11 protein-coding genes are annotated in these 14,516 nt (G+C 58.7%); 9 read left to right on the forward strand and 2 right to left on the reverse strand.

Going from position 1 to position 14,516, the window contains the following annotated elements; all coding sequences use genetic code 11:
- Positions 1-143: 143 nt before the first annotated feature.
- Complete coding sequence (locus C0U40_RS14970; protein WP_101656610.1) at positions 144-1,307, forward strand: tyrosine-type recombinase/integrase; 1,164 nt, start codon at positions 144-146, stop codon at positions 1,305-1,307.
- A 356-nt stretch (positions 1,308-1,663) separates the two neighbouring features.
- Positions 1,664-3,097: a DUF2235 domain-containing protein gene (locus tag C0U40_RS14975; protein WP_101656611.1), complete on the forward strand. Its 1,434-nt coding sequence runs from the start codon at positions 1,664-1,666 to the stop codon at positions 3,095-3,097.
- A gap of 204 nt (positions 3,098-3,301) precedes the next feature.
- On the opposite strand, the gene C0U40_RS14980 is transcribed toward C0U40_RS14975, so the two are convergent.
- Positions 3,302-4,198, reverse strand: a complete 897-nt coding sequence (locus C0U40_RS14980) for a LysR substrate-binding domain-containing protein (RefSeq protein WP_180957717.1) — start codon at positions 4,196-4,198, stop codon at positions 3,302-3,304.
- 123 nt (positions 4,199-4,321) lie between these two features.
- Between C0U40_RS14980 and C0U40_RS14985 the strand changes: the two genes are divergently transcribed.
- Entirely contained in the window at positions 4,322-6,805 is a 2,484-nt protein-coding gene (locus C0U40_RS14985) for a CoA transferase (protein WP_286135015.1), read from the forward strand.
- A gap of 594 nt (positions 6,806-7,399) precedes the next feature.
- On the opposite strand, the gene C0U40_RS14995 is transcribed toward C0U40_RS14985, so the two are convergent.
- On the reverse strand, positions 7,400-8,395 hold the full coding sequence (locus tag C0U40_RS14995; RefSeq protein WP_145991947.1) for a LysR family transcriptional regulator: 996 nt from the start codon (positions 8,393-8,395) through the stop codon (positions 7,400-7,402).
- A gap of 63 nt (positions 8,396-8,458) precedes the next feature.
- Between C0U40_RS14995 and C0U40_RS15000 the strand changes: the two genes are divergently transcribed.
- The 6 genes from C0U40_RS15000 (at position 8,459) to C0U40_RS20420 (ending at position 14,479) form a co-directional block, all read left to right on the forward strand.
- Positions 8,459-9,397, forward strand: coding sequence for a tripartite tricarboxylate transporter substrate binding protein (locus tag C0U40_RS15000; RefSeq protein WP_180957718.1), 939 nt, complete (start codon positions 8,459-8,461; stop codon positions 9,395-9,397).
- A 6-nt stretch (positions 9,398-9,403) separates the two neighbouring features.
- Positions 9,404-9,916, forward strand: a complete 513-nt coding sequence (locus C0U40_RS15005; protein WP_101656615.1) for a tripartite tricarboxylate transporter TctB family protein — start codon at positions 9,404-9,406, stop codon at positions 9,914-9,916.
- A gap of 11 nt (positions 9,917-9,927) precedes the next feature.
- On the forward strand, positions 9,928-11,418 hold the full coding sequence (locus C0U40_RS15010) for a tripartite tricarboxylate transporter permease (protein WP_101656616.1): 1,491 nt from the start codon (positions 9,928-9,930) through the stop codon (positions 11,416-11,418).
- A gap of 14 nt (positions 11,419-11,432) precedes the next feature.
- The gene (locus tag C0U40_RS15015; RefSeq protein ID WP_101656617.1) at positions 11,433-12,632 is read left to right on the forward strand and encodes a CaiB/BaiF CoA transferase family protein; all 1,200 of its coding nucleotides are present in this window, start codon (positions 11,433-11,435) and stop codon (positions 12,630-12,632) included.
- A gap of 2 nt (positions 12,633-12,634) precedes the next feature.
- A complete protein-coding gene (locus C0U40_RS15020; protein WP_101656618.1) occupies positions 12,635-13,489 on the forward strand; it encodes an HpcH/HpaI aldolase/citrate lyase family protein in 855 nt (284 codons plus the stop codon).
- 546 nt (positions 13,490-14,035) lie between these two features.
- On the forward strand, positions 14,036-14,479 hold the full coding sequence (locus C0U40_RS20420; protein WP_353616046.1) for an IS110 family transposase: 444 nt from the start codon (positions 14,036-14,038) through the stop codon (positions 14,477-14,479).
- Positions 14,480-14,516 lie beyond the last annotated feature (37 nt).

Consider the following 14,516-nt stretch of genomic DNA (forward strand, 5'->3'; position numbering starts at 1 on the left):
GGGTATATCCTTCGTATCAAGCGCTTTCACAAACGCTCTGAGATTTAAATCGTGCTTTAATAAGAGTGCGGTAGCGTCTCAGCGCGGTCCGGAATTTCCCGGGCAGTGCCATCTGCGTTTGTAGATATTTCGGAGGTACACATATGGCAAAATCCAATTTCTTTACAGTCGCACAGTTAAAGTCCCAGCCACCTGGCAAACATTGCGACGGAAAGGGGTTATGGTTGTTTAAGAGGAAAGACGGCGGGGCACAATGGACCTTCCGGTTTTCACTGTTCGGTCGGCAGCGCGAAATGGGGCTCGGCTCCTATCCTCTCCTGTCTCTCGCAGAAGCCCGGAAAGCGGCTCATGATGTGCGGCGGATTGTGGCGAACGGTGATGATCCAATCAAGATCAAGCGGCGGCAGAGAAACCATGCAAGCGCACAAGTAGGTCGGTTCCATGTTCTGGCCTATGCTGCATTTGAAGCCCATCGCTCCACGCTGAAGCATGAGGGGTCGGACGGGATGTGGTTCAGCCCGATCAAGAACCATCTTCTGCCCCATCTGGGAATGATGCCGGTCGTCCGGATTGACCAGCATGACATCAAGCAAGCACTGTCCCGTGGCTGGGAGACGTCTCCTGTTACAGCAAAGAAGCCTCTTTCCCGCCTGAAGGTGACCCTGAGCTACGCCATCGCAGAAGGCTTTGAAGTGAACCTCGGCATCATTGACCAAGCACGCATCCTGCTTGGAGCACCAAGGCACACGGTTACCCATATCGCCGCGCTCGACTGGGCTGAGGCGCCTGCCTTTTACCAATCCCTTGGAGAGCTCGCCCCCGCAGAACTTGCGCTTCGCATGCTGATGCTGACAGGAGTGCGCTCGGATGCGGCTAACAATATGCGGCTTGAGCAGATCACGGAGGACATCTGGACGGTGCCTGTAGAGCATGTCAAAGGCCGCAAGGGCTTTACCAGACCTTTCAGGGTACCTCTGTCCAATGAGGCCCTGCGGGTGGTCGACCTCGCCCGAGCGATTGAGCGGAACGGCTATCTCTTCCCCAACAGCCGTGGCGGCCCCCTGAATAAGATTTCCATGCGCAACTACATGGTCGAGCGCGGCCTTGAAGCCCGCCCCCACGGGTTTCGCTCTACACTACGCACATGGCTGTCCGAACGCACAGAATGCGCCCGGGAGGTGGCTGAGGCTTGTCTAGGCCACTTCGCGGTCAACGATGTGGAGGATGCGTATAACCGTGCGGACTACCCCGAACGGCGGAAGCCATACATGACGGATTGGGCGGGTTACTTTATTAGTGGGGACTGAAGCTAAGCGTCAGTTCTCAGGAAATCCATATAAGCCTTCCTATCACTGGTATGTGTCGGCGGTGGACATTCACGTCTGACACCAGGCTCACATCATTTCTAGGTGCAGAAATCCATTCGCTTCGCGGGCATCGAGAAAATTCTGACCTTAGCTTTAATGAACATGAACAGCCCGGAGCCGTCGGTCGTGGGCACTTTGGGTTGCTGCAATGCGACCCGTCGAAGGAGGCATTCACTGCGCAAGCAACATCACAAGCTGCCTGAATTTACGCATCGCGGACTTTCTTAGCGGAGACGTTGACGCTTTGCGCCGATTACTAGATGCTGGAACAAATCACGAACCAGAGGCCATCAAGCATGCCCAAGAACATCCTAATCTTTTCTGATGGGACCGGCCAAGTCGGTGGGCTACGGCCCGACCAGCGGCTCTCGAACATCTACAAAATGTATCGCGCGATGCGTCCAGGACCGTCCTCCCCGATCGATCCAAAGGAACAGGTCTGTTTCTACGACGCAGGTCTCGGTGCCGGTGAGGTGGGAGGCCTCACGCTCCGGCGGATCAGGAACATCTTGTCAGCTGCGGTCGGCACCGGGATCGATGAAAACGTCATCGATTGTTACGAGAAAATTATTGCCTACTATGAACCAGGTGATCGTATCCTCCTCTTCGGGTTTTCAAGAGGGGCATATACGGTTCGAGCCGTTGCTAATGTAATGAACCTTTGCGGCGTTCCGACAAAAATGCCGGACGGATCGTCGGTGCCGCGCTACGGTCCGCGACTTAGGAAAATCGCGAGTGACGCGGTAAACTTCGTCTACAATCATGGCAATGGCTATCCGCGCGGCCAGAATCCCTATTACGAAAATCGCGAGGAACTTGGCCGCCGGTTCCGGCAGAAGTACCGAAGCTTCGTGCCGGATGCGGATGAAGACGTTCAGGGCAACGTTCAGCCTACGTTCATCGGCGTTTTCGACACTGTCGCCGCGCTCGGTAACGCTCAGGTAAGTTTACTTGCCAGCATTGTCGCATTAACGCTCTTTGTCGCCTTTAGTGCGTCGCTTTGGTTCTCCTGGCCATGGTTCGTCTGGCTTCCCCTTCTGAGCCTCCTTGGTCTCATCGGATTCTGGTACGGGAAGCTGAAGTGGTCGCAGTGGAAGTACTTCTCACCAGACGAGAAAAAGCCACTCAAACTGTCCCGTCTCTCAGACTGGCCGGCGATCTGGAAATACGGCCACTACGCCAAATGGAATCTGAAAAATTATGACCAGTGGCTAGATTCTGATGTCGGTCATGCTCGCCATGCGCTCGCGATAGACGAGCATCGCAAGAGCTTTCCCCGCGTGAAATGGGCGATGGCGGCTGAAGCGAAGAAGACCGAAGACCGTGATCCGCCGTGGTTGAAGCAAGTCTGGTTCGCCGGCTGCCACAGCGACGTTGGCGGCAGCTACCCAGAACCGGAGTCTCGCCTTAGCGACATCGCACTCAGTTGGATGCTAGAAGAGATGAAGGCATGTGTTCCAGGCGTTCGGATCAACAAGCACAAGCTGTACCTCATGCCGGATCCTACGGGTATGCAGCACGAGGAAGCCTTCATGTTCGCTTTTGGTCCGGTCCAGAAGCGCTGGCCGGTAGTTCCGCGCGAAGTGAGCACTGCCTTTGCGCTACATCCATCAGTTATCGAGCGTCTTGAAACCGGGCTGGTTTCGCACGTTGGTGAGATGCGACCATACCGGCCCGAACAACTCCGTAACCATCCCGCAGCGAAGTCTTATTTCGATGATGGACAGTGACCGAATTCACTGTCCTATCATGGTAAATAGTTGGGCCACGGCTACTATCGTAACCGGTGTCAGCGACCCGAAGCCGACGTTCGATGATCCGTGTACGTGCCGCGGCGCGGCATGTGGAGCCGGACATCCGCGATGGGCGCTCGATCAGAATTTGGACCAAGGCCCCAGAGTGTGGAAAAGGCCGCCCTTTTTCGGTTCTCGGCGCTAAGCTTTCTCCCGAAACCAGTTCACCAGACGGGCAAGTGGCGTGTTTTCTTCCATGATCGGCCGATGCTGCAGGAAGTATGCCGTATCGTGCTTTGAAACACTCCGCCCGGCGCGCATCAGGTGGCCCTCCGCCAGCAGCCGATCGACCAGGCCACGCCAGCCCAGAGCGAGGCCCTCGCCACTCAGAACGGCTTGGATAAGGAAAGGATAGGCATCAAACTCGATAGGATTCCCGAACAGTACTGGTTTGCAGCCCGCTTCGGTGAACCAGTCTTTCCATGTCAGGAAACCGGAGCGCCCGACATCCAGATGTAGGAAGAGATCTGGAGGCACATCAGAGAGGTCGTCATTGCCCTGCACGTGTTGCGCGTAGAAGTCCGGAGTGCAGACCGGAAAACACTCATCCGGGAACAGAGGTATCGCGGGTCGTTCTGGATGGGCCTCAGGCTGCCAGACTACGGCGGCGTCGATGCTTGAGAGGTCGATGTCTTCCAGTTGATCCGTGGTCACTACACTTACGCGTGCGCCCCGCATGGACGTCCGAAGATCGCTGAATCGCGGCATCAGCCACTGATCCGCAATCCCGAAACTGCACGCCAGAACGACCTCTTCGCGGTCGGTTGGAGCCGAAATGCTGTTCCATGTGTCGCGAACGTGACCAAATCCTAATGCTACCGCATCGGCCAGCCTCTGTGCATTGCCGGTCGGCACGATCCGGTTGTTGTTGCGGATGAACAGAGGCTGGCCCAGACGCAGTTCCAACGTCGAGACATGGCGCGATACGCCCGGTTGGCTCAGGTTCAACTCCGCCGCTGCACCCGAAAAGCTGCGATGGCGCACGGCCGCTTCGAAAACCATCAAAGCGTTGAGTGATCCCGCTATCTGCCTATTCATCTTGTCCATAAGTATTTGTTATGCAGGCACCAACTTTTTGTCCAGTGTTCAGACCGGTTGCGACGATATATCCAGATGGAAGTGAACGTATCCCGCGGCGGGAAAGGCATAAGGAACCGACCAATGATGACCGATCGTCCTCTCTCCAACATCCGCGTTCTCGATTTCGGGCAGTATCTGGCGGGGCCCCTTGTCGGCATGATGCTGGCCGACATGGGCGCCGAGGTCATCCGCATCGATCCGCCCGGCGGTCCGCGCTTCAAGTCCCCGGCAAGCGATATGCTGGCGCGCGGCAAGTCCTCTCTTGTGCTGGACCTGAAGAATGCGGACGACCGGGCCGTCGCACTCGATCTCGCGGCACGCTCTGACGTTGTGATCGAGAACTTCCGCCCCGGCGTCATGAAGCGGCTGGGCCTTGGGCCGGACGACCTTCGGGAGGTCAATTCCGGGATTATCAGCCTCTCGATGCCCGGCTTTGCGTCGACCGATCCCGAGCTTGCCGGACTGGCTGCCTGGGAGGCGGTGATCGCGGCGCGGACCGGGCAGTTCACCGACATGGGGCTCAACCGACGACTCATGGGTATCAACCCGAGCTTCACGCCGCTTGCCCTCGCCTCCGCCTATGGCGGGGCTTTCGGTGCGATGTCCGTGCTCTTCGCGCTCGCGGCGCGGGACCGCAAAGGCGGCGACCATATCGAGGTTCCCTTGGCCTCGGCGCTTCTGGAAGGGCTGGTCTACAATTGCGAGCAGATCGAGGATTATCCAGCACGCTACAAGTCCCCGCGCGAGGTCGAACTTGACCGCCGCACCGCCAATGGACTACCGATGAACCTGCGCTTCGAGGAACTGTCGGAGTTCCTCGATCCCTTCTACCGCACCTATACCTGTGCCGATGGCCGTGGCTTCTATGTCGTCGCCTGCTCCATCGCGGGACATCCACAGCGGGCCTTGCGGACGCTCGGACTGAGCGATCTGGCCAACGAACTGCCAGACTTCTCCGCCTATATCGACTGCAAGGACTGGCCCGCCGCTTGGAGCGCCCGGAATTATCCGGTCGGCGCGAAAGACCGCGCCCGGATCTCATCGGCGATGAAGGCGGCATTTCTTACCCGTCCTTCGCATGAATGGGAGGCGCTGTTCGGTGCGGCCAAGGCGCCCGGCACCGCACAGCGATTCACGCAGGAATGGCTCGCCGATCCCCATGCTCTGGCATCGGGCCTCGTGCTGGTTGTTGACGATCCGCGTTATGGAAAGATGCGACAAATGGGCAATGTCGCCTGGATCGCCGATGACGCGCTGGCGGCAGCCAAACAGCCGGGTCCGACGCTCGACAACGCGCGTGACCGGCTCGGCACGATCCTTTCCGAACGTGTCCGACCTGCGCCCGTGAGAACAGGCAAAGGCGGTTGGCTCGAAGGGCTCAAGGTTCTCGATCTGACAAATGTCATCGCCGGACCGACAATCGGTTCCACACTTGCGCGCTTTGGCGCCGAGGTGACGCTGGTCCAGCCGGTCGAGCCCTCGGTCGATCCGTGGAACGCGGTGGTCTTTGGTCTGCATGCGCAGCGCGGAAAAAAGAGCATACTGCTGAACCTCAAGACCCCGGAAGGCAAGGATGCGCTGACCAAGCTTATTGCCGAAGCCGACGTGATCACGATGAACGGCACAGATGAACAACGCGACAAGCTGGGCCTCTCGCCCGATCGGCTGGAAAAGATGAACCCGCGGCTGATCCTTGTCCAGCTCGATGCCTTTGGCGGGCCGTTGCGGGGACCGAAGTCCGACCATCTTGGCTATGATGACCTTGCACAGGCGGCAACCGGCGTGATGGTTCGCTTTGGTGGCGGTATGGCAACACCCGAGGAGCACGCCCATTTCGGCACCATCGATGTGCTGACCGGCTTCTGCGCCTGTATTTCGCTCGCAGCCGCTCTGGAGCGGCAAAACCGCACCGGGAAAGGCGGAATCGCGCGCGCTGCGCTCGCGGCCGCAGGAAACCTGATTCAGGCGCAATTCATGTATGACTTTGAGGGGCGTGGGCCTTTCGACGAGCCCTCTGGTCGCGAGACGCGGGGATGGACGCCGTTTTACCACTGCTATGAAGCGGCTGATGGCTGGATGTTCTTCGCCGCCCCCGAAGAGCAGCGCGAGGCCCTGCGCGCGGTCCCAGATCTTGCCGATCTTGCCGATCAGCCCGAAATAACCTTGTCTGCCATGCTGGCCGAACGTTTCGCTACGCGCCCCTTCGCCCACTGGGCAGCGGCCTTTGCGGGCACATCATCCACGGTGGTCCTGCTCGGCTCGCTCCACGCAACCCGCGATACAGCGATACAAAGGGAAAGTGACGGGGCCATCGACCTGACACAGGCGACCTTCCGGGTCATCCGCCACAACCGCCACCCGATGGGTCGCTGGGCTGATCTTGTTGCACCCAACGCGGTGCGACCGGAGCGCGGGCGCATCACTATACCCGGACCGATGCCAGAATACGGCACACATACCCGCGAGGTCCTTGGAAGGCTCGGATACCATCCGGAAACTATTGACGCGATGATCGGGGCAGGCGCTGCCAGCGAAAGCTGGTCGGGAAATTACCTGCCAGAATGAAGTGCCTCCAAAAGGGATGGAAATGCATGTCCGGAGGACGATGTATGAAACGTCGATGTCGGGACGTCACTTCATAAGCCAACGATATCTCTTCAGGAGTCACGCCCTTTCGTTCACTTTGCAGAAATTGACACCTGAACGCTCGAAGTCGCTACTCGCCCGCGCAGCATGCCTGCCGGTGCCAATAGAAACCGAAAGTCAGCTTCCGACGGTCCTGCATGTTGTCTCTGCGATTGCAGCGAATGTCGGCATTCCGCCCTTCAAGACTGGCTTCTGCGCCGCAACAATCCAACATCAAGGGCGGAAAGCGGAAGTTCGCTGCAAACGCGAACGCGACGCTATCCTAGTTTCGAAGCGGGCATTCAAGGCATGCTATCCCATTCCGACCAACAATGTTCGGCTCTGAATGCTCAAAGCAGCCAAGCGCTGAGTTTGACAATGCCGGTGCAACCTCGCGCTCCTTCAACTCGACTTCCACGGAGAGCTTCTTGGCGCAGCTCTAAAGCGGGAGAAGTCACCTACGATATAGATAATCGCATCCAACCTCGGGTCGGTTCAGCCTTTGGCTGCTCTGTTAACTACTCGAACTGTCGATCAGCGAACGCTAGTGGCCGGAGACGCTCCTGCCCATCTGGATTTGGAAAGCAGCGCAAGTGCCACATCGCGCGTCAGGTCAAACACGACTTTGCGGGCCTTGTTGGGAGGAAGTCGTTTAGACGAAGCCAGACACACGGTTCGTTGAATAGGCGGATTGACAATTTCTGCGGCACGGATCGATCCACCGATCACCTCATGCGCAATTGCCGCCTTGGATACTATCGAATAGCACGAACCTTCCGAGGCAAGTCTCACCAGAACCGACGGTGCGTCTGCCTCAAACTGAAAGTTCAGAGTGATGCCGGCATCGCTCGACCATCGTTCCAAGACCAGCCGCAGCCCGTGTGGCGGTCGCGTGCCGACCAAAGGCACGTTGGCAAGCTGTTGAGCGTCAACCGTGTCGCCTTGAACAAAGGGCGCGTCTGCAGCGCCAATGAGGTACAGTTGCTCGGTCAAAAGGGCTTCCGATGTATGATCATCTGACTCTTGAACGTTGAAGAGCACCGCGATATCCGCACGCCCCTCACGTAGGTGCTCTGCCAGATCGCCGCTCATGAGCTCGAATATCTGGAGCCTTACACCCGGATATTTCTCCGCCACGGCGAGCATCAGCGGAGGCGCCAGCACCGGGCAGACCGACCCGGGCAAACCCAGCCGGATCTCGCCGTGAATTTCGTCGGCACCTCGGTGGTATCGTCGCTCTACCTGCTCGACAAGCGTCAAAATCTCGCGCGCCTGGGCGCTGAAATCGCGACCGTCGTCCGTTGCCGAAACACCATGCGCGCTGCGAACCAGCAGCCGCGTTCCAAGCGCGTCTTCCAGCTTTCTCACATGCTGGCTGAGCGCAGGTTGCGCAATATTCAGTGATTTTGCCGCCTTTGAAAAGCTTCCCAGGTCCAGAACGCGCAGGAAGCTGCGGATATGTTTGTTCTCTATCACAGAGGTATAATAATTTGTAATATTATAAAGATCAACATTGTATTTCCGTATCACAGCATCAGTCCTTTATGGTGTGTGAAAGGCACGTACTTTGCGTGCGGTTTGGGAGGAGCCAACATGAAACATTCACAGACACTCGCGCTGGTGGCAGCCGCTATGACGTTTGCCGCACCGGCTCGGGCCGATTTTCCGCAAAAGCCGATCAACCTCGTGGTTGGTTTTCGCGCGGGCGGTGGCAGTGACACCGCAGCACGAATTCTTGCGGCCGAAATGGAATCAGCGCTGGGGCAGAAGATCATCGTCGAGAACCGCGGGGGCGCGGGTGCTGCAGTCGCGACAGAATACGTTCGCGCGCAAGACCCTGACGGTTATTCGATCGGGTTTGCAGTTGCGACGACTTTTTCATTTACACCGCTCACCGGAAGCGTGGCCTATACGGCGGACGACGTGACCTTTATCGCCACTACGCATGGCTATCGGACCGTGATGGCCGCACCGCTGGAAGCCCCTTTTGATGACTGGGCTGGTATGCTTGAAACCGCCAAAGAGCGCGGCTGGATCAATTATGCATCGATCATCCCGCTGGACCGCGCAATCATGCAATATGTCGGCAAAAAGGAAGACATCGCCGTCAATATAGTCCCGACCCGAGGCGGCGCCGGCGCGCGGCAGGCGGTGCTTGGCGGTCACGTGGATCTGGCGTTTTCGGGCTCGAACGCGCTGCCGATGATGGAAGACGGCGCGCTGAAGATCGTCGCCGCACTGAACCCCGAAGGCATCGAGGAACATCCCGCCATTCCGACGCTGGACGCGCTTGGCTATGGCGTCAGCGCTGTTGAGGCCGCCGTGTTCTTCGGGCCCGACGACATGGATGCCGAAGCTGTGGATAAGCTTGAATCCGCGCTGGCGGCAGCCGTGCAATCCGACACATTCAAGGATTTTGTGAACAACAAATTCCGCGGTTTTGAGACCTTCAAGACCGGGGTCGAAACCGCCAAGGGCATCGCTTCAGACGCCGTTGCATATCGCGATTTGCTCGAATTTATTTCGGAGTAGGGTGCGATGTCGTTTCCCCCTCAAAGACCCGGCGACCCCACGCCGCCGGGTCTTGCGACAGACCTGCTCCTCGGGATCGTAATCGTCCTGTTTAGCCTTCTACTACTCTTCTGGATCATCCCGACCCAGGTGAATGACGCGGGTGCCTTCGGACTGCCGCCCAGCCTTGCGCCCCGCGCGCTGGCTTGGCTTATGGCCGCACTTGGCACCGTGCTAATTGCAGGGAACCTGCGCCTTGGGGGCGAAGACCCGTTGGCCGGGAAACTGACGTGGCAGGATGCCGGGCACCTTGCACTTTGCATCCTTGCGGTGGCGCTCATGTTGATCGTGATGCGCCTGGTCGGAGACGCAATCGGAAGGCCATACTCGGGGTTCTGGATTGCCGCACCCTTGGGATTGATCGCATTCACGCTGATCCACACCCGTGCCCCGCTGTGGGCATATGCATTCAACGCATTGGCCGCGCCCGCCGTAATCTATGCCGGGTTCTGGTGGGGCCTGGAACTGCCTTTGCCCTGACAGGAAATCACATGGATATCATTTTCGCAGCCATGCTCGACGCACTGTCGCTGACGACGTTTCTGTCGGTTGTGATCGGCGTCATGATCGGGATCGTGATCGGCGCGGTGCCTGGACTAAATGCCCCTATGGCCATCGCGGTGGCGATCCCACTGACATTCACGATGGCACCTCTCGCGGCGATCGGCATGCTGGTCGGCGTGATGAAGGGGGGTGGCTTCGGCGGAGCAATCGGAGCCATCCTGCTCAACACGCCGGGCGAGCCGCACTCTGCCGCAACCACCCTTGACGGACATCCGCTCGCCAAGGGCGGCAAACCGCGCAAGGCCCTGCAGACCGCGCTCTATTCCTCCGTCGCGGGGGACAGTTGCTCTGACCTTGTGCTGATCCTGCTGGCGCCCACTCTTGCTGTCTTTGCTCTTCGCGCCGGGCCGGTCGAGCTCGCGGCTATCCTGGTGATTTCGCTCACGCTGATCGCTTCTTTGTCGGGCCGGTCGCTGACTAAAGGAATATTTGCCGCAGCGCTTGGCGCCTTCCTTGCCACGGTCGGAGTAGACCCGGAAACCGCTGCGCCGCGCTTTACCTTCGGACAGGTTGACCTCTTCGACGGCCTTCCCCTCGCGGCCGTTGCCATCGGTGTTCTCGCTGTACCCGAAATCATCCTGAGGTTACAGGAAGGCCTTCGCTACCGCCCCGATTCCAGCAGGGTCGTTGCAAATAGCGAGGGGGATGATCGCCTGACTTTCGGTGAATTCCTGAACTTGAGACGCACCGTCCTGCGTGGAGCGGGCATCGGAACGGCCATCGGCGCACTGCCGGGGCTTGGCACAACGCTCGCTGCCTTTCTCAGCTACGCCGCCACCAAGCGGTTCTCGACAGCGCCCGAGAAACTCGGCACCGGCGCGACCGAAGGCATTGCAGCGACTGAAAGTGCCAATTCTGCTGTCTCAGGTGCGAACCTGATCCCGCTTTTAACGCTGGGTATCCCCGGCAATCTTACCGCCGCCCTTTTGGTCGGTGCCTTCCTGATCCACGGCGTGACGCCCGGACCTCTGATCTTCCAGCGCGATACGTCGCTGGTTTACGGGCTCTTTGCCGCGATGATCATGGCCAATGTCATGGTGCTGATCATCGGAAGCCTGGGACTTCGCGCCTTCGCGCTGATCGTAAAAGTCCCTCCCTTCATTATCTATCCCATAGTGCTGTTGCTTTGCGTCGTAGGCATTTACGTGAGCCAGGGTGGTTTCTTCGCCGTCGGGGTCATGCTGACATTCGCGGTGCTGGGCTTCTTCATGCTAAAGCTCGAGATCTCCATTGTCTGCTTCATCATCGGGCTCGTGCTCGGCCCGATGATCGAACTCTCGATCCGTCAATCCGTTATCCTGCTCAGCCGCAACCCCGCTGCCATCCTCGATCATCCATTCGCGCTGTTCCTGTTTGCTGCGTCACCATTCGTGGCGTGGCTGCTGATCCGCGATCGTAACCGCCTGTCCGACGGCTAAAGGAAAGGAATTCCATGAAGACCCCTTACTCACCTGACGCCAAAGGTCCGCTCCACGGACTGCGCGTTGTCGACATGACGCGGCTTGCCGCTGGTAACATGATGACCCACATGCTGGCCGATTTCGGGGCCGATGTGATCAAGATCGAACGCCCCGGCAAGGGCGACGATTTGCGCCGTTTCGGTGAAGCCGAAAGCTGGTGGAAAGTCTACGCACGCTCCAAGCGGAGCATGGAACTTGATTTCCGCTCGGAGGCAGGGCGCGCAGTGCTCGACAAGCTGATCGCCAGCGCCGACATCCTCTGCGAGAACTTCGTCCCTGGCACTCTCGAAAAGTGGGGAATGGGGCCGGATGAGCTTTGGCAATCCAATGAAAAACTGATCATCGTACGCGTTTCGGGCTGGGGGCAGACGGGACCATACAAGGACAAACCGGGGTTCGGCAGCCTGATCGAAGGCATGTCCGGCTTCGCGGCGATGACAGGTTGGGAAGACAAGCCGCCGCTTCTCCCTCCGCTCGCCTTGGCCGACATGGTCGCCGGACTTGCCGGGTTCGGCGGTGTCCTGTCCGCCGTAATCGCCCGAGACAAGGGCCAGACAAAAGGCCAGGTCGTGGACCTCTCGTTGTTCGAACCGCTGTTCGGCATCCTCGGTCCTTGGGCGGCGGCATACGAAGCGACGGGCAAGGTGCCGCAGCGTATGGGAAACTCCAGCGAGGTCGCAGCCCCGCGGGGCCTCTATCCGACCAAAGACGGCAAATACATCGCAATGTCGGCTTCCATGCAATCGATGTGGGAGAAGCTTGCCGCTGCCATCGGACGGCCCGAACTTAACGATGATCCCAGATACGCGACGTCGCGCGCGCGGGTCGAACATGCAGCAGATCTAGACGCCATCATTGCCGCGAGCATGAAGACCCGGACACTGGACGAAAACCTCGCCCATTTCGAAGCGCAAGGGGTCACCGTCGGCCCGATCTGCGACATCTCGGACCTGATCGATCACCCTTACATCCGTGGCCGTGGCGTGTTGCAGGATTTCGAATACGAGGGCATGGAGCGTTTGCCGATGCATCAGACATTTCCGCGTCTAAGCTCCACGCCGGGTGCCGTACGCGCGCCCGCGCCAAGGCTGGGCGAGCACACCGCAGAGATCCTGGCCGAACTCGACATCGATGATCTGGGCATAGTCTGCTTTTCCAGGGAAGGCGCGTGACCATGTGGCGTTCCCTCCTGTTCATACCGGTTCTGGAAGAGAAGTTTCTCGCCAAAGCCGCGAGCCGCGGCGCCGATGCAATCGCGCTTGATCTCGAAGCAAGCGTCGCTTCCGACCGTAAAGACGAAGCGCGGGCGGCACTGCCGGACGCGGTCTCGCGCCTTGCGCCTCAGGTTGATGTGACGGTCCGGATCAATGCGCTCTGGACACAGGCGTTTCGCGACCTCGAGGTCAGCGTGATCGAAGGCGTCTCGGCGATCCATCTGCCGCTTTGCGAGAACGCGGCACAGGTCCGAGCAGTCAGCGAAATGATCGGCGAGCTGGAAAAGGAACGCGGCCTTCCGCAGGGAGAGATCCGTCTGGTGGCGTTACTTGAGTCAGCCAATGCAGTGCTGAATGCGCGACAGATCGCGACCGCCTCCCCACGGCTTCTCGCCCTGACGGTCGGAGTTGAGGATTATGCAACGTCGATGGGCGTTTCTGCCACGCCGGAAGTTCTGGCGCCTGCTGTTCAACAGGTCAACCTGGCCGCTCGTGCCGCATCGGTCGCCTCTTTCGCCGTCGCCGCAAGCATGTCCGATTTTCGTGATGTAGATGGCCTGCGAGCCGCTGCCTCCTATGCCCGCGCCATCGGTTCCACGGGCGGCTACGCGGTTCATCCGGCGCAGGTGACGGTTCTCAACGACGTCTTTTCACCAACGGATGCCGAGCTTGGCTGGGCACAACGTGTTGTTGAGGCAGCCGAGACTGCTGCGAGGCAGGGCCAGGGCGTAACGAAGCTCGACGGCCAGATGATCGATTTGCCGCTGGTGATCCGAGCCCAGTCCATTGTCGCGCGCGGACAGACGTCTGGCTGAAGTACCGGAGTCCCAGCACCGCAAAGCGTCTTCAAATCCGCCGGCATCAGAGCGACACCGACCGAAAGCCCACAAGTCACAGCCTTCAGAAGAGATCTTTCACCGCCACAATCATTGATTCTGCAGGCGACAAAGGTCGGCCTATTTGCGTGACTCACAGGTAACATTCCTGTTGCAGACGAGAATTCACAAGCGCTGCGACAGGCAGCAATAGCTGGCCGCACCGAAGTATTCTTGATCTTCGATAGACGGCAGCTAATGGGATGTACCGGCGGCTTCACCCAGCAGGTTAGACTGAGCTTAGTTTCACCTGCATATAGGAGAAGTAGCATGGCGAAGACTGAATTTGATGAGCTGAAGTCTGTTGGCATCTATATTGGTAAGGACACATTTCACTTGGTTGGGTTCAACCACGATGGGCAGCGCGTCTTACGCTAACAAATCAAGCGGCTTGCGCTGGTGGCGACTTTCGGGAGGTTGCCACGGTGTATTGCCAGGATGGAAGCATGTCTGGGTGCGCATTTTGTCGGCCGCACCCTGCGCAGGATGGGTTCTGAGCCTCGGATTATTCCAGCGATCTACGTAAAGCCGTTCAATAAGGGCCAGAAGAACGACTACAATGACGCGGAAGCCATCGCTGAGGCGGCGCTGCGCCCGAACTTGACTGCGGTCTTTGAGTGGAGCCAGGACCAGCTCGATTTACAAGCATTGCATCGCGTGCGGTCACGTCTGGTGTCGCGTCGAACAGCAACAATAAATCAGGTCCGTGCGTTTCTGATCGAACAGGGTATAATGGTCCGCAAAGGCTTGCGCGCATTGAAGAATTCCTTCAAAACCATTCTTAATAACGCAAAGATGAGATATCACAGCGGATGCGCAAGATACTCATCGTACGCTATGGTGATTGGATGTGGATGGATGATCGGATCGATACAGTCTCAAAAGAGATCGAGGACATCAACCGGACGGAAGAGAACTGCGCCCACGTGATGACGGTGCCCGGAATTGGCCCGATGATCTCGACGGC

This window comes from Neptunicoccus cionae, assembly GCF_002860325.1.
Lineage (GTDB): Bacteria > Pseudomonadota > Alphaproteobacteria > Rhodobacterales > Rhodobacteraceae > Amylibacter > Amylibacter lutimaris.

Excerpts from the sequence above, each read along its gene's own strand:
- C0U40_RS20420 (WP_353616046.1), top strand. The coding sequence starts at position 14,036 with ATGGGTTCTGAGCCTCGGATTATTCCAGCGATCTACGTAAAGCCGTTC.
- C0U40_RS14980 (WP_180957717.1), bottom strand. The coding sequence starts at position 4,198 with ATGAATAGGCAGATAGCGGGATCACTCAACGCTTTGATGGTTTTCGAA.
- C0U40_RS15010 (WP_101656616.1), top strand. The coding sequence starts at position 9,928 with ATGGATATCATTTTCGCAGCCATGCTCGACGCACTGTCGCTGACGACG.
- C0U40_RS14985 (WP_286135015.1), top strand. The coding sequence starts at position 4,322 with ATGATGACCGATCGTCCTCTCTCCAACATCCGCGTTCTCGATTTCGGG.
- C0U40_RS15005 (WP_101656615.1), top strand. The coding sequence starts at position 9,404 with ATGTCGTTTCCCCCTCAAAGACCCGGCGACCCCACGCCGCCGGGTCTT.
- C0U40_RS14970 (WP_101656610.1), top strand. The coding sequence starts at position 144 with ATGGCAAAATCCAATTTCTTTACAGTCGCACAGTTAAAGTCCCAGCCA.
- C0U40_RS14975 (WP_101656611.1), top strand. The coding sequence starts at position 1,664 with ATGCCCAAGAACATCCTAATCTTTTCTGATGGGACCGGCCAAGTCGGT.
- C0U40_RS15000 (WP_180957718.1), top strand. The coding sequence starts at position 8,459 with ATGAAACATTCACAGACACTCGCGCTGGTGGCAGCCGCTATGACGTTT.
- C0U40_RS15015 (WP_101656617.1), top strand. The coding sequence starts at position 11,433 with ATGAAGACCCCTTACTCACCTGACGCCAAAGGTCCGCTCCACGGACTG.
- C0U40_RS15020 (WP_101656618.1), top strand. The coding sequence starts at position 12,635 with ATGTGGCGTTCCCTCCTGTTCATACCGGTTCTGGAAGAGAAGTTTCTC.